17 protein-coding genes and 2 pseudogenes are annotated in these 26,044 nt (G+C 32.8%); 8 read left to right on the forward strand and 11 right to left on the reverse strand.

The window, feature by feature from the left end:
• The first annotated feature begins 34 nt into the window (after positions 1-34).
• The 7 genes and pseudogenes from GOY07_RS01755 to lepA all read left to right on the forward strand — a co-directional run bounded on the left by GOY07_RS01755 (position 35) and on the right by lepA (position 8,742).
• A complete protein-coding gene (locus GOY07_RS01755; protein ID WP_175837750.1) occupies positions 35-1,300 on the forward strand; it encodes a hypothetical protein in 1,266 nt (421 codons plus the stop codon).
• 345 nt (positions 1,301-1,645) lie between these two features.
• Positions 1,646-2,464 (forward strand): annotated as a pseudogene (locus GOY07_RS01760) (YihY/virulence factor BrkB family protein); the annotation flags it as partial.
• 18 nt (positions 2,465-2,482) lie between these two features.
• Complete coding sequence (locus GOY07_RS01765; protein WP_175838506.1) at positions 2,483-3,232, forward strand: SDR family NAD(P)-dependent oxidoreductase; 750 nt, start codon at positions 2,483-2,485, stop codon at positions 3,230-3,232.
• Between the two features lie 186 nt (positions 3,233-3,418).
• Positions 3,419-3,712 carry a hypothetical protein gene (locus tag GOY07_RS01770; RefSeq protein ID WP_175837752.1) on the forward strand — a complete coding sequence of 98 codons (294 nt, stop codon included), beginning with the start codon at positions 3,419-3,421 and terminating at the stop codon, positions 3,710-3,712.
• An 852-nt stretch (positions 3,713-4,564) separates the two neighbouring features.
• Positions 4,565-5,071: pseudogene (locus tag GOY07_RS04635) on the forward strand (IS630-like element ISWpi10 family transposase); the annotation flags it as partial.
• Positions 5,072-5,457: 386 nt separating this feature from the next.
• Positions 5,458-6,861 carry a malonyl-CoA decarboxylase gene (locus GOY07_RS01775; RefSeq protein ID WP_175838507.1) on the forward strand — a complete coding sequence of 468 codons (1,404 nt, stop codon included), beginning with the start codon at positions 5,458-5,460 and terminating at the stop codon, positions 6,859-6,861.
• Positions 6,862-6,945: 84 nt separating this feature from the next.
• Positions 6,946-8,742: a translation elongation factor 4 gene (lepA, locus tag GOY07_RS01780; RefSeq protein WP_175837754.1), complete on the forward strand. Its 1,797-nt coding sequence runs from the start codon at positions 6,946-6,948 to the stop codon at positions 8,740-8,742.
• A 131-nt stretch (positions 8,743-8,873) separates the two neighbouring features.
• Here lepA and GOY07_RS01785 read toward each other — a convergent pair whose 3' ends face one another.
• From GOY07_RS01785 to pgsA, 8 genes are all read right to left on the reverse strand, one after another.
• On the reverse strand, positions 8,874-9,872 hold the full coding sequence (locus GOY07_RS01785) for a pyruvate dehydrogenase complex E1 component subunit beta (protein WP_175837756.1): 999 nt from the start codon (positions 9,870-9,872) through the stop codon (positions 8,874-8,876).
• Between the two features lie 389 nt (positions 9,873-10,261).
• Positions 10,262-10,939, reverse strand: a complete 678-nt coding sequence (gene pyrF, locus GOY07_RS01790; protein WP_175837758.1) for an orotidine-5'-phosphate decarboxylase — start codon at positions 10,937-10,939, stop codon at positions 10,262-10,264.
• A 400-nt stretch (positions 10,940-11,339) separates the two neighbouring features.
• Positions 11,340-14,594, reverse strand: a complete 3,255-nt coding sequence (gene carB / locus GOY07_RS01795; RefSeq protein WP_175837760.1) for a carbamoyl-phosphate synthase large subunit — start codon at positions 14,592-14,594, stop codon at positions 11,340-11,342.
• Positions 14,595-14,884: 290 nt separating this feature from the next.
• Positions 14,885-15,718, reverse strand: a complete 834-nt coding sequence (locus GOY07_RS01800) for an SPFH domain-containing protein (protein ID WP_175838509.1) — start codon at positions 15,716-15,718, stop codon at positions 14,885-14,887.
• A 19-nt stretch (positions 15,719-15,737) separates the two neighbouring features.
• Positions 15,738-16,889, reverse strand: coding sequence for a peptidoglycan DD-metalloendopeptidase family protein (locus GOY07_RS01805; RefSeq protein ID WP_246224462.1), 1,152 nt, complete (start codon positions 16,887-16,889; stop codon positions 15,738-15,740).
• Complete coding sequence (locus GOY07_RS01810) at positions 16,886-17,635, reverse strand: YebC/PmpR family DNA-binding transcriptional regulator (RefSeq protein ID WP_175837762.1); 750 nt, start codon at positions 17,633-17,635, stop codon at positions 16,886-16,888. The genes GOY07_RS01805 and GOY07_RS01810 overlap by 4 nt, the downstream gene beginning before the upstream one ends.
• 59 nt (positions 17,636-17,694) lie before the next feature.
• Positions 17,695-18,414, reverse strand: a complete 720-nt coding sequence (locus GOY07_RS01815) for an outer membrane protein assembly factor BamD (RefSeq protein ID WP_175837764.1) — start codon at positions 18,412-18,414, stop codon at positions 17,695-17,697.
• Positions 18,415-19,637: 1,223 nt separating this feature from the next.
• The gene (gene pgsA, locus GOY07_RS01820) at positions 19,638-20,180 is read right to left on the reverse strand and encodes a CDP-diacylglycerol--glycerol-3-phosphate 3-phosphatidyltransferase (RefSeq protein ID WP_175837766.1); all 543 of its coding nucleotides are present in this window, start codon (positions 20,178-20,180) and stop codon (positions 19,638-19,640) included.
• A gap of 144 nt (positions 20,181-20,324) precedes the next feature.
• Between pgsA and GOY07_RS01825 the strand changes: the two genes are divergently transcribed.
• Positions 20,325-21,641 (forward strand): malic enzyme-like NAD(P)-binding protein, encoded by a 1,317-nt coding sequence (locus GOY07_RS01825; protein WP_175837768.1) that lies wholly within the window; start codon positions 20,325-20,327, stop codon positions 21,639-21,641.
• A gap of 1,789 nt (positions 21,642-23,430) precedes the next feature.
• Here the strand turns inward: GOY07_RS01825 and GOY07_RS04520 are convergent.
• The 3 genes from GOY07_RS04520 to GOY07_RS01835 all read right to left on the reverse strand — a co-directional run bounded on the left by GOY07_RS04520 (position 23,431) and on the right by GOY07_RS01835 (position 26,040).
• Positions 23,431-23,553, reverse strand: coding sequence for a hypothetical protein (locus GOY07_RS04520; protein WP_256359461.1), 123 nt, complete (start codon positions 23,551-23,553; stop codon positions 23,431-23,433).
• Between the two features lie 252 nt (positions 23,554-23,805).
• A complete protein-coding gene (ubiH, locus tag GOY07_RS01830; protein ID WP_175837770.1) occupies positions 23,806-24,963 on the reverse strand; it encodes a 2-octaprenyl-6-methoxyphenyl hydroxylase in 1,158 nt (385 codons plus the stop codon).
• A 69-nt stretch (positions 24,964-25,032) separates the two neighbouring features.
• A complete protein-coding gene (locus GOY07_RS01835; RefSeq protein WP_175837771.1) occupies positions 25,033-26,040 on the reverse strand; it encodes an Mrp/NBP35 family ATP-binding protein in 1,008 nt (335 codons plus the stop codon).
• Between the last annotated feature and the right edge of the window lie 4 nt (positions 26,041-26,044).

Genomic DNA, 26,044 nt, shown 5'->3' on the forward strand with positions numbered 1-26,044 from the left:
ACTATAGTGTTTATAGTAATCTTAGTCTGATGATATGTTAGAGACATTAAAGAAAGTAGGAGCAGATTTTATACTGAAAGTAAAGGATCTGTTTACTCCATACGAGTCTCAAGTTTATGTCAAAGACCTTAGAAAGGTAATGATATATAAAGATGGACAAAAATTTCGATATCCAAAAAACTATGATCGAATTGTAAAATTTGGTAAAATCATAGAAAATATTGATATGCATGGAAATCCTGTACTAGATAAGGATAAAAATCCAACTTATAAACTTTTATATGGCAATAAAAACAAAGATGGATGGCCATTTTTTGAATTAACTAAGGTTACGGAAATTGGTGACAAGTCTTATTTTACCATTAGATTTTTAATTGATAAAGGCAAGATTAGTGGGGATAAGCGTAGTAATGATGATTATCGTGGGTTTTATGAGTTATTTGGGTTTTCAAGAATAGACCTTGAAAAAGATTTGCCAATTTTTGAAGCTCAAAAAACTAAAAAGTCTACATATTCATTTGAATTCACCAATTCTTCTATGTCTACTAAGGAAGTTAGGGATAATAGAAGTAATGGAGTCAAAGAAGTTGTTGACGAAAAAGGGAAAAATGGAGAATTATTATATATTAGTGATTATAAGAGACTAAACACTAGTTTTTTTGAAATTAGAGATCAAAGTAATAACTTGGAGCTAGACAAGAGTATTATATCTGTTCCTGTTATTTTTGCTGCAGGCTTAGCTAAGATTTGTGCTAAATTGCTGACCTATGTTCCTATGGAGTTGGGAGAGTATTTAATAGGCAAACAAAATCTGGTCGCAAAATTTTTTGGTTATTTTTTTTTATTTACTCCTGCAGTGATAGTAAAGAATTCGGTAAATATATTAGCTACCTTGTTAAAGGTGCCAATTTGTATATTGGTAGCAAATAAAGATAAGTATAGTGATGCTTACTGGACTATGTGGAAGTATCAATTAAAAGAATGTTGTCGGAAAGCCAAAGGTGATTATTTGGTCATTAAAGATGGAAAAAGATCAGAGCTAGAGAAAAGAGACTACCCTATACGTGAGATTGTAGATACATGGAAAGAACTTGATGCTAAGAGGTCGATTCTTGAAGAAGAGTTGGAGGGTGAGTTGAGCAAACATGATGAAAGTATGGCTAATCCTGGGAAACAAGAAAGAGACTTAGAGCAAAATACAACACAACCAGGAACTTTTAAGCAAGGAAAGATTAGTTATGTTAATAAGTTGAATGAAGAACGAGAGCAAGACAAAAGTGTTTTACGAATCTGCAGTTGATTTGCTATTACTTTAAGTTAATTCACTCTCTATTAACTGTTCCGCAGTAGCTGCACCATATAATATTATTAAATCTAAGATTAATTCCTGCTAAAGATTCAAAGATTAAACTGGGCTAGGGGCTAATTTGATTGCCGTGACCTCTATTCAATTCATATATTATAGGGTTTCTTGCATTATCATATATCACCTAAATAAGTAAATGAGTTTTATTTAAAAGGAGAGCATGGATGGATGACAAAAAAATAATAGTGTATAACAATACACAGTATTACTAGAGGGTTTTTTGCTTAAAAATATATTTTATTTTATTTAGAATATTTTACTTGGTTTATTTGTAATATAGTGAATAAGTTATTGCAGAGATTTTATAGTATTGTTTATTGTCTTTATCGTGCTTTGATTGATACAATTTATAATGATGGAATGGAATATGCAGGATACTTATCATTTTTAATCTTGTTATCGATATTTCCATTTCTTATTGTCTTAATAACTTTATCGTCAACATTTGCAAATTTCTTAGACCAATATAATATTGGCTGGACATTTATAATTGATAGCATGCCGCAGGATATTTTGGTATCTTTAATGCCGCGCATTAGGGAAATAATATCAGGTCCGCCACAAAGTTTATTAACTTTGGCAATTGTGGGTGCTATTTGGACTGCTTCATCGACAATTGAAGGATTGAGAACGATATTGAATAAGGCCTATAAAGTTCCGGTTTCACCTCCTTATATATTAAGAAGAATATTAAGTATATTACAATTCTTGATGGTTACGCTTATCATAACTCTAACTATAGTGTTTTCTACGTTAGTACCAATGCTAATCGATTTTTCTTACCATGGGCTAAGTTATACTAAATATCTTCTCATTGAATTCATACTTTTCATAGTGGTTTCCTGGCTGTATTTTATGCTGCCTAACATAAGACAAAATGTGTCAGATGTATTTCCTGGATCTTGTATAGCTGTTATGCTTTGGATAGTTTCTGCTTCAGCTTTCAAGCAATACTTAAGGGCTTCCTTTGATCAACTAGATTTAATATATGGAAGCTTGGGTGGTGTGGTAGTGTCATTACTATTTTTTTATATGGTGAGTTTAATTTTTATATATGGAGCAAAGTTTAATTTTCAGCTAAAATGTTTTTATGGGTCTCTCGCTAAGGAAAAAGAAATGGGTAAGTTAGAAGGCAAAATAGCTTTAATTGCCGGGGCTTCAGGTGGAATGGGATCTGCTGTTGCAAAAAGGTTTGTAAGAGAAGGTGCATATGTAATTTTGATTTCTAGATCCATTGATAATCTCAAGCCGCTATATGATGAAATTGAAAAGCTTAAGGAATTTAAAGTGGATTCTGTTAAGCTAATTCAACTTGATCTTTTGGACTTTGAGAATGTAAAGATATTAGTAAATATGATAGAAAGCCTAAAATTATCAGAGTCTGGGGCACTTGATATATTAGTTGCATGTACTGGAATTTTAGGTAAATTGAACCCTGTTCATGAGTGCGAGCTTGAGGAATTACAGAATGTAATGAATACAAATTTTACTGCAAATTGGTACTTACTAAAAAACTTAGATCCAGTGCTAAAAAAGTCCAATTCTGGAAGAGTGGTATTCATGACGTCAGAAGTGACGCTTTCTCCTTCTTCTTATCCATATTGGCTACCTTATGCTGCAAGTAAAGCTGCACTGGAAATTATGGTAAAGATATATGCATCTGAGACAAAACATACAAAATTGTGTGTAAATGCTGTGTATTCGGAAGGACCTGTTGATAGTGAAATGTATAAGCAAGCGTTTCCTGGAAAAGATATATCTGAGTTAATATTACCTGATAAACTAACAGACAAGTTTGTAGAGCTAGCTTCTGAAGATTGTAGTATATCAGGGCAAATCTTGCCATTAAGTAAATCCCTTGAATAAATTACGTGAACGTTATACTTTAAAATAAACTTTTTAAATTGCTTGCAATCATTAGGCCTAAAGTACGCTGTATGAACATTAAGATTTATGGTAATTTTACACTTAGCAGACGATGTCATTTTTCTCAAATGCTTCCTTTTTCTATTATCACAGTGCGTAATATTCAGCTGTATAAACTTGCAGAAAATGATATCAAGATTGCGAGAGAGAAGAGCTGGGGAAATAGGTAAGGCTGTTGTTGAGCGTAGTTATAGAATTAGCAAGTTTACAAAAGAAAATGTTTTCAATTTATTGTTGTATAGCATATTAGAGAAAAATGAGCTGAGTTTGAAGACAATTGAGAAAAATTATTGCCGCATGTTCATATTTAAATATACACCGTTTATCGGTAATAGGACGCTTAAAATAGTACTTATTGAGTACTTTAAGAAGGTTTTTCTGTTCGTGTTGCAGAGTTTTTGTAGCATGAAAAATCAATGAAAATTGCTGATTATAGATTTAATAATATTTCACTTATCAAGTAAATTATTTATGATAAGTGCACTATTGCAATAGACAGAAGATTTACAAAATTGCTTAAATTTATGTACTCATACCAATTTACCCTGTAAAAGGGACGGATAGATAATAGAAGCAATGCTGAAGGAGTATGGATATTGTTTGCTCCACTTTACTTTGTAGAAAAATTAGGGGTTGAATCGTAGTCAGTTTTAATAAGTTAAAGTATGTATATAAGAAAATACTAATGTTACTATAGATGAAGTGGAAAATTTGCTTCTGCAATTGGTATATGACCTGATCTTGTAATAGAAGATTTGGATGATATAAAAGAAGCTACATCTTAAATCTGTAGAAGTTCACAGTAATGTATATTTAGTAATGGTTTATTTTAAAATAATAGATGATGCTGATATGTGTTAAGTAAGAGGGTAAAAATTAGAGGATTTAGTAACTAAAATTCTTCTACAATGTGCTGATGATTCTACCATTTTTAGGCAACTGTCTACTTTTAGCTAGGCTTCAGTGTTATCGCGTTTTTATTCTATTATAAGTGCCCTGTTTGTTTTTAGGTTTTGTGTTACTGACGATCATTCTCGATGAAGTTTAAAAAATACTCAATAATAACATCAAGTAGGCTTTTTTTACAGTATCATTTAATTGTTATTGTTTTTCTTTACTAATGGTATAATGTTTTTTCAAACCCCTAGGAAGAGTTTACCCTATACAAGGAACTGAACTGATAGGCAATAATGGAAGAGAAGCTATACTGAAGCAGGAAGAATAGTGAAATTTTAATGGCGTTTTAAAATCAAATTATTGGATGAAAAAGTTATGTAATCAGCATAAAATGCTAAAAAAAATGCGAAATGATATATATGTTATAAAAAACTAAATGCTGCAATTGCAGCAAAAAAGCATAGTATAACACTGTAGCAAAAATATGTTGTATTTTAAGAACAGTATTAACTGCATGGATAAAGTATCTAAAATTTGGAAGAGAAGGAAAATTGTTTACTTCTCATCAGTGTTGTAGAAAAACTAAATTGAATCAGAGTCAATTTGAATAAGTTGAAGTATAAGTGCAAAAAACTAATATTAATGTTCAAGAATCCAGGAAAAATTTGGTTTAAATGCTAGCAAGTCTATATACACCTTAAATATGCAAAAATCTCGATTTTGCACACATTCAAAAGTTGAATACTGGTAGTTTAAAAAGGGCATTAGAACACAGGTTAAAGTAAAATTAGGTAAACAAAACTTTTATTTCTATAGAGTTCTATCTTTTTATTTGCACCGAGTGTCAATACTGATTGTATAAATATATTTCTTAAACAGATGTTCAATATTTAAGAACATGAGAAACTTTTCTTGTCATGGATTATTTAATTAGCATAAGTCAACAAATTTAAAGGTACCTATTGCTTGAGAGCACTTTATATAAATTTACGACCTTTCTCTTTTCTCACTCCACAATTAAACAACTCTACAGTGCACTTATTGACCAATTAACAATAAAAATTGGTATTAGTTTGCTGAAGTCAAGCTTTTCAGCTTGAAGCCTTGATATAACTATTTGGCTTCTTTTGCTTTTGTCATAACATTTTTTTTGTTAACATTTTATGGTTAATTATGTTATTAAAATTATTAATCATTTGATAAAAGTAACTGTTATGTAGATTAAGATTTTTCTTTGGTTTAATATAGATATACTATGAAAGGAATTCATAGCAAAAGAGTTATTAGTTAAAATTAATGTAGTGAAAATTGAAGATAAAAAAACAGCAAAAGGTTTTTCTAAAATATTGGGTGGAATGGCGGATGCTGTAAGATCATGGATTGGCAATGTTAGCCCAAATTTAAGCAATAGTCGAGATATTGATAGTTTAGTTTTGAAGATGAGTGAGTGCTTAAATCCAAAGGGTGGGGAGGTTTCGGCACGTAAAAACACTGTATCTCTTGGTAATCTGTACTTAAGTTTATCAGAGAAGGGCAGAATAAAGTTTCTGCAAACTCTAGCAGAAAAATTTAATCCTAACAAAGCGGAAATAGATGAAAAAATAAAAGGATATAAGACAGATCTAGATTCCGAATTGAGCTATAAGTTTGAACAGGACTTAATAAAAATTCTTGAATCACCACGTTCTAAAATATTGAAGCAGTTTATCTCTTTACCAGAAGGTCTTAAATTTATTGTTGATATGCGTTCTGATGTGCTTAAATTAAAGAGCCAATATAGAAGTCTAAATCCTCTAGAGAATGAATTAAAAAGTATACTCTGTACTTGGGTTGATGTTGATCTATTAGATCTTCGTCAAATAACTTGGGATTCACCTGCATCATTGTTAGAAAAACTTATAAAATATGAAGCTGTGCATAAAATTTCTTCGTGGGGTGATTTAAAAAATAGGCTGGATTCTGATCGTCTTTGTTTTGCTTTTTTTCATTATAAAATACCAAATGAACCTTTAATTTTTGTAGAGGTTGCGTTGATGAATGAAGTTGCAGATAGCATTCAACATCTTTTAGATGAGTCGATACCTTCAAGCGATCCAAGTAACGCAAATGCTGCCATATTCTATTCAATATCAAATACCCAAGCAGGATTATCTGGAATCAGTCTTGGTAATTTTTTGATCAAAAGGGTTGTGGAAAAATTATCACAGGACTTTAAAAGTATAAAGTTGTACGCAACTCTTTCTCCAATACCTGGCTTTGTAAAATGGCTAAAGGAGAATTTAATCAAGGATATTACTTTATTATGCAAACTAAATATAAAACAATCTAGTGCCGAGATTTTAGGAGGTATAAATCAACTGAAAACTAACGTTGAATGTGAAAATGGAATTAAACAATGCTTGCTGAAACTTTGTGCACATTATTTGCTAAAGGTTAAAAACAATAATGGTAGTGCTTATGATCCAGTAGCGCATTTTCATTTAAGTAATGGTGCGTCGATAAAACAACTGAATTGGATGGCGGATACTTCTGAAAAGGGTATAGTTCAGTCAGCTGGAATAATGGTGAACTATTTGTATGAATTATCTAAAATAGATAACAATCATGAAAGTTATATGATTAATAAAGTAATTTCTCACTCAAAAAAAGTGTCTTCTATATTAAAGGAGTAGATAAGTTTATTAACAAATAATTGCCATTATAATACTTAAAATGTAAAATAGTTCTACTTAAATGAGTAGTAAAATAGGCCATCAATGAATAATATAAGGAATTTTGCTATAATAGCACATATAGACCATGGTAAATCAACGCTTGCTGACCGTTTAATAGAGGAATGTAACGGTCTTAAGGGAAGAGAAATGACCAATCAAGTGCTTGATTCAATGGATATAGAGCGAGAACGTGGGATCACGATCAAAGCACAGACGGTAAGGCTAAACTATACTGCAAATGATGGTAATCGATATTGTTTGAACCTTATGGATACTCCAGGTCATGTTGACTTTTCGTATGAAGTAAGTCGAAGCTTAGCTGCATGTGAAGGTTCGCTTTTAGTAGTAGATAGTGGTCATGGAGTTAAAGCTCAAACTCTTGCGAATGTACATAAGGCAATTGACAATAATCATGAAATAATAGTTGTACTCAATAAAGTTGATCTTCCTGCTGCAGATCCGGAAAAGGTAAAGCTTCAAATTGAAGAGGTACTTGGTGTTGACGCTAGTGAATCAATTTTAATATCGGCAAAAACTGGACTTGGAATAAGAGATGTATTGGAAGCAATAGTAACAAAGCTTCCAGCTCCACATGGTGATATAAATGCTCCACTGCAGGCGATTTTAGTTGATAGTTGGTATGATCATTATTTGGGGGTAGTAATTTTAGTCCGAGTTAAAAATGGAGTGCTAAAAAAAGGTATGAAGATTGTTATGATGTCTAATAATGCTGCATATCAAGTAGACAATATCGGTGTTTTCACTCCTAAAAAGGTAATAACAAGTGAATTATCAGTGGGTGAAATTGGTTTTATAACTGCTTCAATGAAAGAAGTAGAAGCTTACAAAGTAGGAGACACTATTACTGAGGAAAAAAGACCTTGCAGTGAGGCATTGCCAGGCTTTAAAGAAGTACACCCTGTGGTATTTTGTAGTATTTTTCCTAACAAAATAGATGATTTTAAATATTTAAGAAAGGCGCTGGAGAAGTTACATTTGAATGATGCAAGTTTTACCTTCGAAGCTGAAGCTTCAGATGCGCTTGGCTATGGATTTCGTTGCGGTTTTTTGGGAATGCTGCATCTTGAAGTTATTCAAGAAAGGCTTGAGAGAGAATTTGATTTAGACTTAACGGCAACTGCACCTAGTGTTATATATAAAGTTACAACGCAAAGTGGTGAAGTTCTGAATATTCATAACCCAAGTAACATGCCAGATCTAATGAAGATTGAAATAGTAGAAGAACCGTGGATTGCTGCAACCATAATGGTACCTGACCAATATTTAGGAGAAGTTTTATCTCTATGTAAGGAGAGGAGAGGAAAACAGGAAGATTTATCTTATGTTGATAACATGACGATAGCATTGTTGAAGTATAAGTTGCCACTATCTGAAATTATTTTTGATTTTTATGATAAGTTGAAATCAATTTCTAAGGGATACGCAAGTTTAGATTGGGAAATTTCTAATTATCAGAAAAGTCAAATAGATAAATTAAGTTTTTTAGTTAATGGGACATCTGTAGATGCATTAGCCTGTATTGTTCACAAAAGTAAGGCCGAGAAAAGAGGACGTGAAATATGTGCACGTTTGAAAGATTTAATACCACGTCAGCAATATAAAATTGTAATTCAAGCGGTAGTAGGTAGTAAAATTATTGCAAGAGAAACGATTAATTCATACAGAAAGGATGTAACAGCTAAACTCTATGGTGGAGACGTAACACGAAGAATGAAGCTTTTAGAAAAGCAAAAGAAAGGTAAGAAAAGACTACATTCTGTAGGAGACGTGAACATTCCACATAATGCTTTTATTCAAGCTTTGAAGATAGGTGATTGATACATTAGAGAATAGAAAAATTAGCAAATTATCATAAATTATATTTTTTCCAAACTAAAAGCTTTTCTTGTTAATGAAAATTGGTATGAAATTATAAGCAGGAATACTGTTTTAATGGAACGATGTGAAGCTTATTTTCTTCTAAAACAAACCTGATGTACAGCTTCAACTATATCTTCTACTTGCGGTAATGCTTTTTTTTCTAGATTTGCAGCATAGGGAAGGGGAATGTCCTTGCCAGTTACGCGTACAACTGGAGCATCAAGATAATCAAAACCATGTTCCATAATAACAGCTGAAAGCTCTGCTCCTATTCCGGCAAATGGCCAACCTTCTTCTATGCTGACTAATCTATTAGTTTTTTTAATAGAATTAATAACGGTTTCAGTGTCGAGAGGTCTTAAAGTTCTTAAGTCAATAACTTCAGCTTCTATACTTTCACCAGAAAGTAAATCTGCTGCGCTTAAAGCGTCAGTTAATTTCAATGAGAAAGCAGTAATGGTTACGTCCTTTCCTTCACGGATAACAGCAGCTTTACCTATCTCAAGTAGATAATCTTTATTCGACAGCTCAGAATCAGGAATTTCATGCTGATGCCCATAAGCGATCTCATTTTCTAGAAATATTACTGGATTAGGATCACGAATTGCTGCTTTGAGCAGCCCCCTACAGTCAGAGGCAAAATAAGGTGCTATTACTTTTAACCCAGGTACATGCGAATACCAAGATGCAAAACATTGAGAATGTTGTGCAGCAACTCTTGCTGCAGCACCGTTTGGTCCACGAAATACTATGGGACATCCAAGTTGTCCACCCGACATATAGTTTGTTTTTGCTGCAGAATTTACAATTTGATCAATAGCTTGCATAGAAAAATTAAAAGTCATGAATTCAACTATTGGCCTTAGTCCAGCAAATGCCGCTCCAATGGCAAGACCAGCAAATCCGTGTTCAGTAATGGGCGTATCAACTACCCTATTTTCTCCAAACTCTTTCAGCAGTCCTTTTGTTACTTTATAAGCGCCATTATACTCAGCAACTTCTTCACCCATGATAAATACATCATGGTTATTTTGCATTTCTTCTCTAATTGCTGTACATAAAGCTTCTCTTACACTTAAAGTTGCCATTTATAAACTTTATAGATCTTAGCTTAATAATTATATCAAAGTTACCAGTGATGAGTAAAGCAGATATTGCTGTAAGTGTAGCAAGGTTGTAACATTTTGTGTATGCAATTTGCCACTGTCTATTCCCCAAGAAACTACATTAATACTGATTCTCACTGTTAGTAAGTCAAAAAGCGACACTGTAAGGCTGTTTATACCAATTTCCACTATGTAGGAACGGATAGATAATAATGAAAAAGAAACCATGCTTAGGCATTAAAATCAAAAATACTTTGGATGACAAGAAAGGTGCACAGGTTTATATCTTTGGCTTTTACCTAATTAACAAAATCTGGATCCTCTATAAGATAGATAATTTTCTGACTTTTAGTTTTTTTAGAGTCTCAGTTTTAATTAAGTGATTTCAATATTAGTTCTGCACTGTTTGCAGGATTATCACTTTTTGTGATTGGTCTACCAATTACGATATAATCAGCTCTTGAATTCATTGCTTCTTTTGGTGTTGCTATCCTTTTTTGGTCATCATGATCAAAATTTACACGAATTCCTGGAGTAATAATTTTAAAGTCTTTACCACATTCTTGACGCACTTCTTGAGCTTCTGACGCAGAGCAAACTATTCCATGTAACCCAACCTTCTTTGCAAGCTTTGCAAATAGAATTACCTGTGATTTTACCTCTCTTGCTACTCCAAGCTCACTTAAATCCTCGTTGTTCATACTGGTTAATACTGTTACTCCAATCAGTTTCATTTTTGTATCTTTTACTATACTTAGAGCCTCTTCAAGCATTTTTGTTCCACCACTGATATGTAGTGTTAGTATTTCAACGTTCAAAACTTTTATTGCTTCAACTGTTTTAGCTACAGTGTTTGGAATGTCGTGCAGTTTCAGATCTAAAAAAATTGGTACGTTGTGCTTTGCAACTTCTCCTACTCCAAAAGGACCATGAGCGGCAAAAAATTCTAGCCCCAGCTTTATCATACCAACCTTATCGCGCAAAGTATTAGCCAAAGATATGGCCTCATTTAAATCTTGAGTATCTAGTGCGCATATTACTGGATTCATTGTATACCTCTACGTTTTTTTTGTAGACTATAAAAATAACTATTGCATTTTGCAATTTCTTTTATCTTAGAAAGAACACGAAAATTCTTGATCAATAGGGCACTAGGTGAGCTTATTTAAATTTTGTATATCTAATGTGATGTACAATTGTATAATAACACCAATTTTCACTGAAAAAGACTGATAAATAATAGAGGTGGACAGTAAGAGTAAAAAACTTAACGAGACTAAAAGTAAAGTTAGATAGACAAAATTTTTATCTCTATTAAAATTATATGTCTATTACCATATTTTATTTGAGCTAAATCCTATTGAGAGACTTTGGTTGTATATAAAACAGAACATTTTGCATAAAGAATATGAAACTTTATATATACAAAACTATTTTTTAGCTATAGTACTAAAAGTTTTGTATTTGCTGCAATGACTTCACTTTTAGCTTGCTGTTCTTTATATATTGAATTGCAAGCACTAAAGCTTTACTTCCAGAAGCCGTGGTGCTGTGAGCTATATTTTGTAAAATAACAGTTCTGCGAATATCTCTGCTGTCTGAGACTGATTTTATACCTTTCGAGGTATTGATTACCAGATTTATTTTTCCATCTTTGAGCATGTCAATTATATGTGGCCTACCTTCTCTCATTTTATTTACAGCTTCCGCAGCAATGCCGTTATTGTTCAGGTATGAAGCTGTACCTTTGGTGGCATATATTCTAAAATTCATCTCTTTCAACATTCGTGCAACTGGTAATATATACTCTTTATCATCATCTTGTACTGAGATTAGAGCTGTCCCTTTTGTTGGCAGCTTATATCCTGCAGCCATGTGCACTTTTGCAAGTGCTGCTTCAAAGGATGAGTCGATTCCCATTACTTCCCCTGTTGACTTCATTTCTGGACCAAGTAGGGTATCAATTCCTGAAAAACGCGCAAACGGGAAAACAGCAGCTTTAACTGCAAAGTGATTAAGAGATTTTTTTTCTTGGTTTAATTTTTTACCTAAAATAACCTGAGTAGCAAGCTTTGCAATAGGAACATTGATTACTTTGGAAATAAAAGGAATTGTACGGCTAGCTCTTAGGTTCACTTCAAGTATATATATGTCATTTTCTTGTATGGCAAATTGAATATTTATCAGACCTCTTACTTTCAATTTAAGGGCTACTCTTTCAGTCTGTAGCTCAATCTCTTTTATGATTTCATCATTTAATGTGTTTGTCGGTATTGAACAAGTTGAATCACCAGAGTGAATTCCTGCTTCTTCAATATGCTCCATAACTGCTGCAATGAAAACTTTTTTTCCATCACATATAGCGTCAACATCGACCTCAACTGCATTAACTAAGAACTTATCAAGCAGCAGCGACCCATGTCTAAAAATTTTAGTTTGATCAAGTACATATTCCTTAAAGCTCTCAATATCGTACTTAATTGACATAGATTGACCACCTAGGACGTAGGATGGCCTAACTATTAATGGAAAACCTACTTTTTCTGCGTTAGCTAACGCTTCTTCTGCTGAATAACAGATAAAGTTCTCTGGTTGTTTTAAATTAAGCTGTAAAGCAAGGTTTCTAAACCTCATACGATCTTCAGCAAGATCTATAGAGTCAAAAGACGTACCCAAGATATTAAAACCCCTTTTGTTCAGTATCTTTGCTAACCTTAAAGGTGTTTGACCACCTATCTGAACTATAGCACCTACTAGTGTACCATTTTCTTGCTCTTTACTTAGTATTTCAAGTACATCTTCTATAGTTAATGGAGCAAAATATAAACGATCAGCGGTATCATAATCAGTTGAAACAGTTTCAGGATTACAATTAATCATTATTGTTTCATATCCCATTTCTCTGGCAGCAGAAACTGCATGCACACACGCATAGTCAAACTCAATACCCTGACCAATACGATTTGGTCCGCTACCTAAAATTACAACCTTTTTTCGGTCAGAAACGTCTGCTTCACATTCAGTTCTATTTATAACGTCTCCTTCATAACAACCGTACATGTAAACAGCACTAGATTCAAATTCAGCTGCACACGTATCTACACGTTTGTAAACTGGACTAACACCAAACTTTTTTCTCATTTTTTCAATCTGCTCTACTTGATCTGCAGTACACGAAGCTGGAATAAATTTATTGCTTAACTTTGCCAACCTTGCATCTGAAAACCCCATCTTTTTTAGTTCTAATATTTCGTATGCTGTTTCAGGCAAGCCAATTTCTTTAATTTTTTGTTCAGCCAAGATGATTTGCTGTATATTCTGCAAAAACCATAAGTCATACCCTGTAATTGAATTTATTTCTTCTATGCTAATCCCATGACGCATTGCGTCAGCAGCAATTAGCAATCTATTTGGTAGCAATTTTGCTAATTGTGATTTTATGTAATCAACATCCGTGTCCTTAGAAAATACCTCGTCAAGTCCTGTAAGGCCAGTTTCAAGTGAGCGGAAAGCTTTCTGTAATGACTCATTAAAAGTGCGACCTATAGACATTACTTCTCCCACTGATTTCATGGAAGTTGACAGTTCACAATCTGTTCCCTTAAATTTTTCAAAATCAAAACGAGGAACTTTAGTAACAACGTAATCAACCACTGGTTCGAATGCAGCAGGTATAGTTGGTGTACAATTATTGCGTATTTCATCAAGTGAATAGCCAACAGCAAGCTTTGTTGCAATTTTTGCTATGGGGTAACCTGTTGCCTTTGAGGCGAGTGCAGAAGAACGAGAAACTCTTGGATTCATTTCAATTATAACAAGGCTTCCATCTTCTTTAGGATTAACCGCAAATTGGACATTTGCACCACCTGCACTAATACCAATTTCTCTAAGTACTGCTATAGATGCATTTCTCATTTGTTGGTATTCTGCATCACGTAGAGTCAAAGCAGGAGCAACGGTAATACTGTCACCTGTGTGCACTCCCATAGGATCGACATTTTCTATCGAGCAGACTATTATGCAATTATCTTTGCAATCGCGGATAACTTCCATTTCGTATTCTTTCCAGCCGATAATGGACTCATCTATCTGAATTTCATTTATCGGTGAAACTTTCAGGGCATCCTCTGCAATGTTAAAAAACTCCTCTTTATTATACGCTATGCCACTACCTGTACCACCAAGAGTAAATGATGAGCGTATGATTGCAGGTAACCCTATATAATCGAGAGCTTCCCTTATTTGTTCTTGATTTTTTATAATGATGCTTTTAGGGTATTTTAGCCCTATTTTATCCATAGATTGGCGAAATAATTCTCTATCTTCCGCTTTTTTAATTGCTTCTCTGTTTATGCCAATTAGCTTTACGTTGTATTTATCCAATACTTTATCATCTGCGAGTTTCATTGCACAGTTCAAAGCAGTTTGCCCGCCCATTGTTGGTAATATTGCATCTGGCTTCTCTTTAATTATGATTTCTTCTATGACTTCGGGTAATATAGGTTCAATGTATGTTGCATCAGAAAACTCAGGATCAGTCATTATAGTTGCAGGGTTAGAATTAACCAAAATGACCTTATAATTCTCGTTCTTTAATACCTTGCAACTCTGAGTTCCAGAATAATCGAATTCGCATGCCTGACCTATAATTATCGGACCTGCCCCTATTACTAGTATAGATTCTATATCTGTACGTTTTGGCATAATTATAATAATGATTTCTTTCTAGATAATATTAGCAATCTTTCTTATATATGTGAATTTTTATTAGACTTATGGATCAATTATGTAGCTCATGAAGATGTGAAAAATTACTTAATATATTTCACTGGCTCTCTTATCATAGTACTGTTGATTTTTTAGTATAAAATTTATCTTTACTCAAGAGCGTTTTGTGCAAATTTATTACATCTCTTTCTCACTTCGCAATTAGATAATTCTGCAATGTCATTTATTAAAATAATAACAATGAGAATTAGTATTGCCATTTGTAATTAATTACTATTTAAACTAATCGTTGGTTGTGCATCTTGCTCAGAGATCAAGGAAATTAGTAAATTATTTATCAATTGAACTTTCTGCTTTTTATCCAATTGTATGCTTTTATGTTTTTCAAAATGAGCCATTACTTCTTCGATAATTCCTATTGCATTTTGCACTATATATTTTCTTGCAGAAGTGATAGCATGTGCTTGTTGACGCCTTAGCATTGCTTGTGCAATCTCAGATGAATATGCTAAATATGATATCCTTGCTTCTGTAATTTCAATTCCAGCAATGTCTAGTCTTTGCTGTAACATTAACCGCAATTCACTTGAAATTTTATTGGAATTTTTACGCAAAGACTCCTCATCACCTTCACTATCATATGGATAATTGCTTGCCAATTCTCTAATTACCGAGTCACTTTGTACGAAAACAAAGTCATGATAATTATTAACATTATAATGTGCTTTTGCAGGACTACTTACTCTCCAAACAATCACTGCTGAGATCTCGATTGGACTCCCGTTTGCATCGTTCACTTTTATTTTTTCTGTATTGATATTTTGAAATTTCAGGGAAATGATATATTTGTTTGAAAATGGAAGTGTGATAAACATCCCATGCTTAAAGTAAGTTCCAATATAATGACCAAGAAATTCTATTACTCTTGCTTCATTAGGGTCATTGATAAAAAATCCTTGAGAAAAAGCCAACATTAAAATAGTAGCAATTCCAAGTGTAGTTGCATTATCATATGCTGCAAAAAGTACTGATAAAATTAATCCTAATACTATTAGTATAGGAAAAATCTGGAGTTGACTCAATTTTCTATCATTTATCATATTATTACCTATATCATCCTTAAACTTTTTTGTCACTTGAACTCTCCCTATTGATAGTTTTATCTATTTTACTTATTAATAATTTAAATTCCCTCAATTCATGACCAAGTAACCTCATTTTGCTTTTATGTACTATTGTAAGTGGATCAACGTATTTGCCGTTGTATATAACTTCGTAATGTAAATGTGGTCCTGTTGTAACGCCAGTGCTACCAACATAAGCGATAACTTGTCCTTGCTTTACTCTAGAGCCTAGCTTCACATCACTACTAAATCCGTTCACGTGTGCGTAGCAGGTTGAATACCCATTCTTGTGTTTTATTTTGATGTACTTGCCGTATCCTCTATTATTTCCTATGTATTCTATTATACCTTCTGCAGTAGCAAATATAGGAGTGCCAGGTTTGGCTGCATAATCTATCCCTTTATGAAAAGCAATTTTACCACGAATAGGATGCTTTCTATTGCCAAATAGTGAAGATATACGATAATCTCCTCTATTTAAAGGCTTTATGAAAACTTTGCCATCGTCCTTTAAGCTTATTCCTTCTTTATTAAAATACCCTTCTCTGCCGTTTTTTAATTTGTAATGATACAAACTAATGGCCTTTTTGTTTGTTGTCAATGAAGTATATAAAATTTTCTCTTCAATCTCCTGCTTATTAAGCAATCTCCCAAAAAGAACTTCTAGTTTACTTTCTGATATAATATCTTTTTTTAAATCAATACCAAGATCTTTGTATATTTCAATTAATTTCATCGCTGTGTTTGGTGCTAATTCTTGTTCAATTCTTACAGCAAAGAAAGAAGATTTTATGTTACTGGATATGAATAACAACTTTTTATCATGCACTAAGTTTACTGTGTTGCTTTCTGTTATCTTTAAATTCTCTCCTGCCATTTCAGTGTATGATACTAAATCACAGTTTTTATCACATAACTGTTTAATGTGTTCATTTGTAATTGAATTTACTAAATTATGATGTCTAGTCACTGGAATAATCTCTCTCTTGGTAGAAATTATTCTTATATCGCAATGTTCACACAGTTGTTTGTTTGGCACTGATTCTTTTCTTCTGATTACACTTAAGAATGACATTGAAAGATCTGTTGATGCTCTAGTGATATGTAATGGTAAGACAAAAAGTAGTATAAGTATGGTTAATTTCATAACTCAAGTTGCAGATCAGCAAAAGCAAAATTACCTTCAACGTATTGCACATCATCATTATCTTCCAGCTCTTCAATCAATCTAGATAATTTATCGATCAATTCTTTATCGCTAATTTTAATTAGGTCCTTTGGCTGCCATGAAAGGCGAGCAAGTTCTGGCTCTCCAAACTTTGCATAGAAAGCATTGCGTACTTTGCCAAAATCTTTCACTTTACAGGTTATAACATATACTTCTTCTGTGTCATTTTCCTCAATATTTAATACTTCTAATTCAATTCCATGACTAAATAAATCTTCAAAATTTATACCTTCTGCTTTATAAACGATCAGACCTACATGATCAAAGAGATAACTAACACTTCCTGTTTCTCCTAAACTTCCATCTTTGCGAGAAAAAATATAACGCATCTCAGAGGCAGTTCGATTGCGATTGTTCGTCAAGACATGAATAATGAGTGCAGTACCAGAAGGTCCATGGCCCTCATACTGTATTTCTTCATAATTTTCCCCAGCAACATTACCAGCTGCATTTTTTATTGCTGTTTCTATCTTATCTTTTGGCAGATTTTCTTTGCGTGCGGCAAATATGGCAGAGCGAAGACGCGGGTTGAGTTCGGGATCAGGTAGCCCTTGCTTTGCAGCGACTGTTATTTCTCTAATGAGTTTTGTAAATTTTTGAGAGCGCTTTGCATCCTGGGCACCTTTCCGGTGTTTTATATTTGAAAACTGTGAATGACCAGCCATATTCAAATAGTTAAAATTATGAATTATATACTAAAGTTGGAGAAAGCTAAAGAAAGTTTTCAAGGTTGTTGTTCTACGGTATTCTCTTTGGGATTCTCTACTAATAGGCTTTCATACTGCCAAGCTTCTAGATCAAGACCAAGAGCTAAATGAGCTGCTATTAAATAGTTAACGGATCTGGGGAAATAGCTAGAATCACTGTTGCTTATTATATTTTGAAAACGCTTAATTGCTGCTAAATATTCACCACGCTTAAAATAGAACTTACCGATAGAATATTCCTTTGCTAATATATGCTTAGTGATTAGTTTTGCTTTTTCGTTTATTTCTTCTGTATATTTACTATCTGGAAAAAGGTTAACGTACTCTGTAGCCAGCTCCAAAGCCTTATATGCAGTTTGTTGCCCAAATTGCACTTTATTAATTTGTATATAATAAAATAGTACCCTTAAGTAATACACGTATGGTAAATCCTCACCATTTGGATAAATATATATGTAATCTTCCATATCACTTGCAGCACTGCTATAGTTGCTTATATTGTAGTGAGAAATACCAGACAACAATTTTGCTTTCATTGCCCAATATGAAAAAGGATATAGATCTTCAATTTTTTGAAATACTCTGATAGCTTGTTTATACTTTTTTTGGTCAAAAAGCTCAACTGCTTCTTCATATAGCTTAGTCTCACTTTTTTCAAGATGAGTATCATCACTCGCATATGACTGCATAAAGGAGCAAATTAAAAAAATAAAGTACACGATTAAAGTCTTATACATAAAGATTTTCTTTGATCAAAATAACGTAAAGTATAGACTAAATATTATCTAGATAAATAAATTTCTGGAATTATTTAAAAGTTAAAGCGTCATTTCTTAATTCATAGACCAATTGTATGGACATTATTATTTGATAAACTAAGGTTTAAAAGTAGCTTCTAATAGAACTTAGGACATTTATTTATCTTCAGCTTATGCAGATAAAACGGCAAAAAACTCAATGTGTTGAGATTTATCAACAGCTGCTGCTTATTAATGTGATCTATATCGCAGTGATATAACAGCATTACGGGCTGAAATGGCATTATTTACTATGAATATTTCATCATATACGTTAGATCATGCCAGTGCCTATTATATTTTCACCAACTTTCATCACATTCTTCAACTCTCTTCTTATAAGAATGTGCAAGATGCAGATGTTATTAACATTGTCCTTCTTATTAACATGGCAGAAGAACCGTAAGTGTTAATCTACATGCTATAGAGGTATATCGCTATTATTTCTGCTGAGTTCGTCACTATGGCTAAATTTCTCTGTTTCACTTTTCTTATTTTCTTTTTTCTAATTGTAAAAAGCTATGACAAAAGAAAAGTATACCGGCTGTGAAAAAGCGCTCCCTCTACCGCTTCAAATGGCAATACTTTACCCATTATCTGACCAATAATGACCAACACAGTTGATATTATTTCGATATAAGCTAAGCAATGACCTGTATTAAGACGATTATACTTTTTCTTTTTTACTTCTCTTTTATTTTTAATATTTTCTAATTCTCGTTCTTTATTGTGTTATCTTTCTATTATTGTAAATTAGATATAACTTGCAAATTAGGAGATAGAACTGAAAAAGGTAGTAAAATATAGCATAGTCCAATACTTATTATACTGAATAACACCTGGTCGCTCTACATATATTTTTTCCAGCTCAGTAATCATGAGCAACGCAAATGGAATCATTATAACCAATGGTACATATTGTCTATATAATTCCCTTTTCTTTAGTGTTAATAACTCTTATTTAAACTTATCTTTTTTAACTTTTTCATCAACTGTTGGCCAGAAATCTCGGAAAAATCTTCAGCAGAAAATTTAATTCCAAAGTTACTAGTCATGCGAATCCTATTGATCTATGAACTAATATAGTATACAAGATTTTAATTATTTAATCAAAACTACTGAAGTAGCAACCTATTTTGTCTATTAATTAATCTTCAAGAAATTTAATCAATCTGCTTAATACCAGCTAAAGTATAACTATAGCCTGACCACACAGTCATAACAGCAGCAATCCATAAACAAATTGCACCCATATATTGAGCTGCTTCGTAATCGTTCATTATTAGTGCCACTACAGCAACCATCTGTAAAAATGTTTTGATTTTTCCAGCTTTACTTACAGGTAAGTTAACATTCTTAGCTATTAGAAATTCCCGTAAGCCAGAAACTAGTATCTCCCGACAAACGATAATAACTGATGGTACTATCGTGTAATCATTGATCTTATGCTTATAAGCTAGCATCATTATTGTTGAAACCACTATTAATTTATCAGCAATTGGATCAAACAGCTTGCCAAATTTTGATTGAACTTTCCACGTACGTGCTAGGTAACCATCAAAAAAATCTGTAATGCATGCAAATATAAATATTGATATTGTTATCGAGTTTGCATATTTGTTTTCTATATAAAAGCTCAATATTATTGCTGGTATTGCAAGTGCGCGGGAAATTGTAAGTGAGTTGGGCAAGTTTTTCTTAAACATGTAGTGCAATTTCAATCCAGCATGATAAGCTTATACAGAAGTAGAGCACAATTCACAAGTTAATAGTTTGCAATTGAACATTTATAAAAACTTAATATACTTAAAAGTTTACTGGCCATAAGCTCAAAATATAAGGATGTAGTGATGACTGATGATTTATATAGTACAACAAAACAAGATGCACTGAAGTATCATAGCAGAGGTGGCAATCCTGGTAAAATATCTACCTTACCAACAAAGTCTTTGTCTACTCAGCATGACTTGTCACTTGCTTATTCACCTGGAGTTGCAGCTCCATGTCTTGAAATAGCTAAAAATCCTGATGTAGTCTATAATTATACGGCAAAAAGCAATTGTGTTGCTGTTATTTCAAATGGTACTGCAGTACTTGGGCTTGGTAATATTGGTCCTCTTGCTTCAAAACCTGTCATGGAGGGCAAAGCTGTGCTATTTAAGCGTTTCGCTGATATTGATGCAGTCGATATAGAAGTCGATACAGAAAATATAGAAGATTTTATTAATGCAGTAAGATATCTTGGGCCAAGTTGGGGAGGAATAAATTTAGAGGATATAAGATCACCAGATTGTTTTATAATAGAAAAGCGTCTGAATGAATTGATGGACATTCCAGTGTTTCACGATGACCAACATGGAACTGCAGTAGTTGTTGCGGCTGGCATAGAAAATGCTCTTGATATTGCTGAAAAGAAATTAGAAGATGTTAAAATTATTATAAATGGCGCTGGGGCAGCAGGTATTGCATGTTTAGAAATGCTCAAGTTCATGGGTGCTAAAAATATAGTGCTATGTGATAAACAAGGAGTAATATATAAAGGAAGAAATGAGGACATGAATGAGTGGAAGGAAAAATATGCAACGGACACTAAAGAACGTTCTCTAGTTGATGCAATAAAAGACGCTGATGTATTCATTGGGCTATCTACAAAAGATGTATTGAATGAAGAGATGTTAAGTAATATGGGTCAAAACCCAATCATTTTTGCTCTTGCCAACCCTGACCCAGAAGTAAGACCTGAACTTGTAAAATCTGTGAGGCCAGATGCAATAATTGCAACTGGGAGATCAGATTACAATAATCAAGTTAACAATTTAATGGGATTTCCTTATATATTTAGAGGAGCGCTTGATGTACATGCAATGACAATAAATAATGAAATGAAAATTGCAGCTGCAGATGCAATAGCAAAGCTTGCTCGTGAGCCAGCACCTGAAGAAATATCTGCAGTTTATGGAGGTCGTAAAATGAGCTACGGACGTGAATACATAATACCTACTCCATTTGACCCAAGATTAGTTTCTATGGTGTCTTCTGCAGTTGCAAAAGCCGCAGTTTGCTCAGGTGTTGCAAGAAAGGAAATACAAGATTGGAATAAATATGCAAATCAATTAAAATCTCGTCTTGCTAATGCTCTTAACACGCTTAACCTATTGTTTCCATAGTTTTAAACTTATACCAATTAATATAAATCCATGACAAGAAAAGCTTCTCGTATTCTTAAATATTGTAACATTTATTTAAGGAATATATTCATAAGAGATAAAATTTTTATCTACCTAATTTTAGTTTAGCTGTGTTCTAGATCAAATGTAAGAAACTGATAAACACATCAAGAACAACACTAACTGCCATGAATAAGGCACATAAAATTTAGAAGAGAAGAAAAATTATTTGCTTCTGAGATTATTAGAAGCACACTAAACAAAATGGGCTACGGGCAATTTTGGAAAGGGTGTTAGAACATAGATTAAAGTAAAATTAGGTAGAAAAAAATTATCTCTACGAAGCCTTTCTTGTTATGGATTGCACTAGTTGGATAAGTCAAAAAATTTTAATATACATGAAAATATCGGATTGCATATATCATTATGCTCATTCGAGTTTAATCCTATTGAGAGATTTTGGCTATATATAAAATAGAACATTTTGTGTAATAAAGTCTATAATATAATTGCTTTGTTTAAGAGTGCTTTATACAAATTTATTACTTTCTCTTTTTCACTGTGCAATTAAACAACTCTGCAATGTTACTTATTTACCTCACTAGTAATGAAAATTGATATTACTATACTTCAGTATAGCTTCTTAAAGACAAGGCTCAAAAGAAATTCTTACAATATTATTTCTAGTAGAATTTACTTAAATTTAATTAAAGTATGGTAAAGTAAAAACTATTGAAGATATAATGAAAAGATTTCTTCTACTGCGTTTGATAAAAATGCTGGTGCTGATAAAAGTGATGTAACATTATTAGTGATATACAAAATAGTAAACTACACTCACAGCATAGGACAAATGATCACGGATAGTGTGATGATAGGCGAGCTTTGCTTGCGATATTTGGCAGAATGCCATATGTCCAGCACTTTTTGTACTAGATGCATTTACTGCTGTATTTTTTGGTGCTTCTATAGTTATTTCAAAATAATGCCTGGAAGTTTGATGTGTAAAGATGATGCAGTAGAGGAATTTGCAAATACATAAAATAGAAATAATTGGGAAGGAACTTTTTCTGCTTATGCCTTTAGTTCTCTCATTTATATTCTGTACAAATACTGACAATGTAACATTAGCAGTGGTATAGTAAAATATACTCATAACCATAGGTGGCAGATGATTATGATAGTAGCAATAGATGCAGCTTTGCTTTGGCAATATTTGATAGAATATCACTGCTGTATTTTTTTGGTGTTTTTATAATTGTTTCAAAAATAATGACAACGCTGTGGTGTAACTTGCGAAGTGGCAATATAAAACTATTACCAGTTCTCACTGTTAGTAAGTTCAAATAAGTGATACAACAGAGTTGTTTAATTATGGAGTGAGAAAGAGAGGTAATAAATTTGCCACAAAGCGTTCTCAAGTAAATCCATTTTGTTATGGCCTTTACTAAGGCTTCATTCATTTAAGAGATATGTTCATATAATCAGTATTAACATTTTAATTTTTTAATTCTTCCTGTTTATTTTATCTTGTTCATTGTGAATTGGTCTTGATGTATTTTGTATATTATGGTGTATTGTAGACTTGCTGACATTTTAAAGCTAAATTTTTCTCAGATTCTTATTCTCATTTCTTTAACGGTAGCGTTCTGATTTAATCTAGTTCTTCTATAACGTTGAAGAGAAGCAAATAATTTTTCTTCTCTTCTCTCTTCTAAATTTTAGGTGTTTTATTTATGGCAGTTAGTGTTGTTCTTGAAATGCAACATATTTTTGCTACAGTGTTATACTATGCTTTTTTATTGCAATTACAGTATTTAGTTTTTTTTACAACATATGTGCTATTCGCATTTTCTTCAGCATTTCTTTTGCTGATTTCACGACTTTTTTTATCCAATAATTTTGATTTCAACTTTACTTACTTCATCTCACCTTATACAAGGAAAACTAGTACTAAAACACAAGTAAAATTTGGTGCATAAAAATTTGTCACTTATTTAGATCTTTACTAACAATGGAAATTGGTATTATACAATCGTAATAAAGAAATGCCTTCTTTGAAAGGAATTAGCCCTTTCTGTAATCTTCTGTTTATTGTCTTTTACCGCTTAGCTGAACGAATATGATATTGTGCCTTAAGGTTGATTTAGCAACTAAAACTATTTTAGATAAACCCCATAGCATGTCGGATGAAGCGTTTTTTAAGGAAATTTGAATTTTCAACTGCCATTAAGCCAAAACTTCTTAGTGCTTTAGCACAGAATATTCTATTAGAAAATATCCTATTCAATCCATCAGTTGCAAGCGCCATTGTGAAATTGTCAAAGCATCTATCACGTGAAATTTTCTTTAACAAGTAATTACTGCCAACATCAATACCGGCTACTTTTGCAGCAGCTATCTGCCTTATAACGCTCTCTACGTTTCTAATCCCGAGATTAAGTCCTTGACCTGCAACTGGATGGATTGAATGTGCTGCATCCCCAATAAGCAAAACTCTGCTTTTGTACAGCTTTTTTGCAAAAGCAAAACTCAAAGGATAAGATTTTCTTTCGCCATCTAGCTTAATCTCTCCTAGATAAGAACCGAACCTTTTCTTAAGTTCTATGATGAATTCTTCCTTGGGTAGATTCATTAGCATTTTTGAAATTTCAGATTTTTCTGTCCAAACTATTGAAGAAGCATAACCACTTTTCATCGGCAGAATTGCGAACGGGCCACCAGGAAAAAACCTCTCCACAGCTAAGTTTTGATGGTGCAATTTGTGTTTTATATTAAATACTATACTGATTTGTTTATAATCGAATTTTATTATTGGTATAGAAAATAATACTGGTAGTTTTGAGTTTTTGCCTTCAGCACAAATAAATAGTGATGATATCAATTTCTGGTTATTGTCAAGAGTAACTTCCACGTATCCTGCATCACAAGTAATTGCTCTATAAGAGTGCAGGGAATATATATTTATCTTATTCAAAAAATTGTTATTAATCGCGTTCCATATAACAGTGTTGTTGATAACATAGCCCATAGGTTCTTTACTAACCATCTTATGATCATAATGCACAGTGATGGGGCTATTTTCATCTAATATACATATATCAAGTATTGGCTCAGCTTCGCTTTCTATAAAGCGCCAGATCCCTAACTTCTCTAGTATTTTTCTTGAGCCTTGGGAAATAGCAAATGCTCGATTATCGTCAACTACACGTGGCAAATTGTTTTTTTCAATCACGGCTATGGATACAGAGTTATTACCTAAGCCAATAGCAGTAATAAGGCCAAGTAATCCACCACCTGAAATAATTACATCGTAATTCATTCTATTTACATAATTTTAAAATTATATTTTATCTATTTTGAAAATAGTTTAAATAAACTTTATAGGACTCTATATTAAAGACCTAACATCTTTAGCAAAGTCTTCATAAATTTTTGCTAAGTCTTTACTTAGTATTAAAGGATTTCCACAATCTGAAGCGTAACATATCTGTGGGTCTAGAGGAATTCTTCCTAAGAGTTTGATTCCTAGTTCCTCGGACATTACTTTTGTGCCATCTTTTCCAAATATATATATTTTTGAGTTATCTTGAATAAAATAGCTCATATTTTCCACAATGCCGACAATCGATACACTAAGTTTTGTAAACATATTATAAATTTTACGTGCATCAATCAAGGCGAGTTCTTGTGGAGTTGAGACTATTATTGCTCCAGTTAAGTTAAAATTTTCCATTAAACTTAGGTGTACATCACCAGTTCCAGGTGGTGTATCAATTATCAAATATTCTATATCCAGCCATCTCGTTCCCATTAGCAAACTATAAAACGCTTTCGTGATCATAGGGCCACGCCATATTGCTGCACGATCCTTATCAATAAAATAGCCAATTGAAATAGTATGCAATCCATACTTCTCTATGGGCATTACCTTACCATCCTGTATCTTTGGCTTTAATTTTTCAGCGTCAAGCATTTTGGGAATTGAAGGTCCATATATATCTGCATCAACCAGTGCAACCTTATGTTTTAATTTTGCCAAAGAGAAAGCAAGATTTAGTGCAACTGTAGATTTGCCAACACCTCCTTTACCGGAGGCAACAACAATTATATTTTTCACTCCCTTTATATGAAGTTTAGTTCTTTGTTGCCCAGCTTGTTTTCTTCCAGTGGCAACCACAGTTACTTTTCCTGCTCCTGGTATAGCTTTAACAACTTTCTCACAATTTTTTCTTAATTCCTCATTTGCTTGTGTATCACCAGAAACTTCAAGCACAAAGCCAATATCTTTACCTTTAATAACGATTGAAGATATTATGCCAAGAGCGATTACATCTTTACCACTTTTTTGCTCTGTGACTTTTTTTAAGTGCTCTTTTATAATTTCTTCATTGATCATATAA

The organism is Wolbachia endosymbiont of Litomosoides sigmodontis, from assembly GCF_013365435.1.
In the GTDB taxonomy this organism is placed as follows: domain Bacteria; phylum Pseudomonadota; class Alphaproteobacteria; order Rickettsiales; family Anaplasmataceae; genus Wolbachia.

What these genes read in the sequence shown, in the direction of transcription:
- GOY07_RS01755 (WP_175837750.1), top strand. Translation starts at nt 35, where the DNA reads ATGTTAGAGACATTAAAGAAAGTAGGAGCAGATTTTATACTGAAAGTA.
- GOY07_RS01765 (WP_175838506.1), top strand. Translation starts at nt 2,483, where the DNA reads ATGGGTAAGTTAGAAGGCAAAATAGCTTTAATTGCCGGGGCTTCAGGT.
- GOY07_RS01770 (WP_175837752.1), top strand. Translation starts at nt 3,419, where the DNA reads ATGATATCAAGATTGCGAGAGAGAAGAGCTGGGGAAATAGGTAAGGCT.
- lepA (WP_175837754.1), top strand. Translation starts at nt 6,946, where the DNA reads ATGAATAATATAAGGAATTTTGCTATAATAGCACATATAGACCATGGT.
- GOY07_RS01785 (WP_175837756.1), bottom strand. Translation starts at nt 9,872, where the DNA reads ATGGCAACTTTAAGTGTAAGAGAAGCTTTATGTACAGCAATTAGAGAA.
- pyrF (WP_175837758.1), bottom strand. Translation starts at nt 10,939, where the DNA reads ATGAATCCAGTAATATGCGCACTAGATACTCAAGATTTAAATGAGGCC.
- carB (WP_175837760.1), bottom strand. Translation starts at nt 14,594, where the DNA reads ATGCCAAAACGTACAGATATAGAATCTATACTAGTAATAGGGGCAGGT.
- GOY07_RS01800 (WP_175838509.1), bottom strand. Translation starts at nt 15,718, where the DNA reads ATGATAAATGATAGAAAATTGAGTCAACTCCAGATTTTTCCTATACTA.
- GOY07_RS01805 (WP_246224462.1), bottom strand. Translation starts at nt 16,889, where the DNA reads ATGAAATTAACCATACTTATACTACTTTTTGTCTTACCATTACATATC.
- GOY07_RS01810 (WP_175837762.1), bottom strand. Translation starts at nt 17,635, where the DNA reads ATGGCTGGTCATTCACAGTTTTCAAATATAAAACACCGGAAAGGTGCC.
- GOY07_RS01815 (WP_175837764.1), bottom strand. Translation starts at nt 18,414, where the DNA reads ATGTATAAGACTTTAATCGTGTACTTTATTTTTTTAATTTGCTCCTTT.
- pgsA (WP_175837766.1), bottom strand. Translation starts at nt 20,180, where the DNA reads ATGTTTAAGAAAAACTTGCCCAACTCACTTACAATTTCCCGCGCACTT.
- GOY07_RS01825 (WP_175837768.1), top strand. Translation starts at nt 20,325, where the DNA reads ATGACTGATGATTTATATAGTACAACAAAACAAGATGCACTGAAGTAT.
- ubiH (WP_175837770.1), bottom strand. Translation starts at nt 24,963, where the DNA reads ATGAATTACGATGTAATTATTTCAGGTGGTGGATTACTTGGCCTTATT.
- GOY07_RS01835 (WP_175837771.1), bottom strand. Translation starts at nt 26,040, where the DNA reads ATGATCAATGAAGAAATTATAAAAGAGCACTTAAAAAAAGTCACAGAG.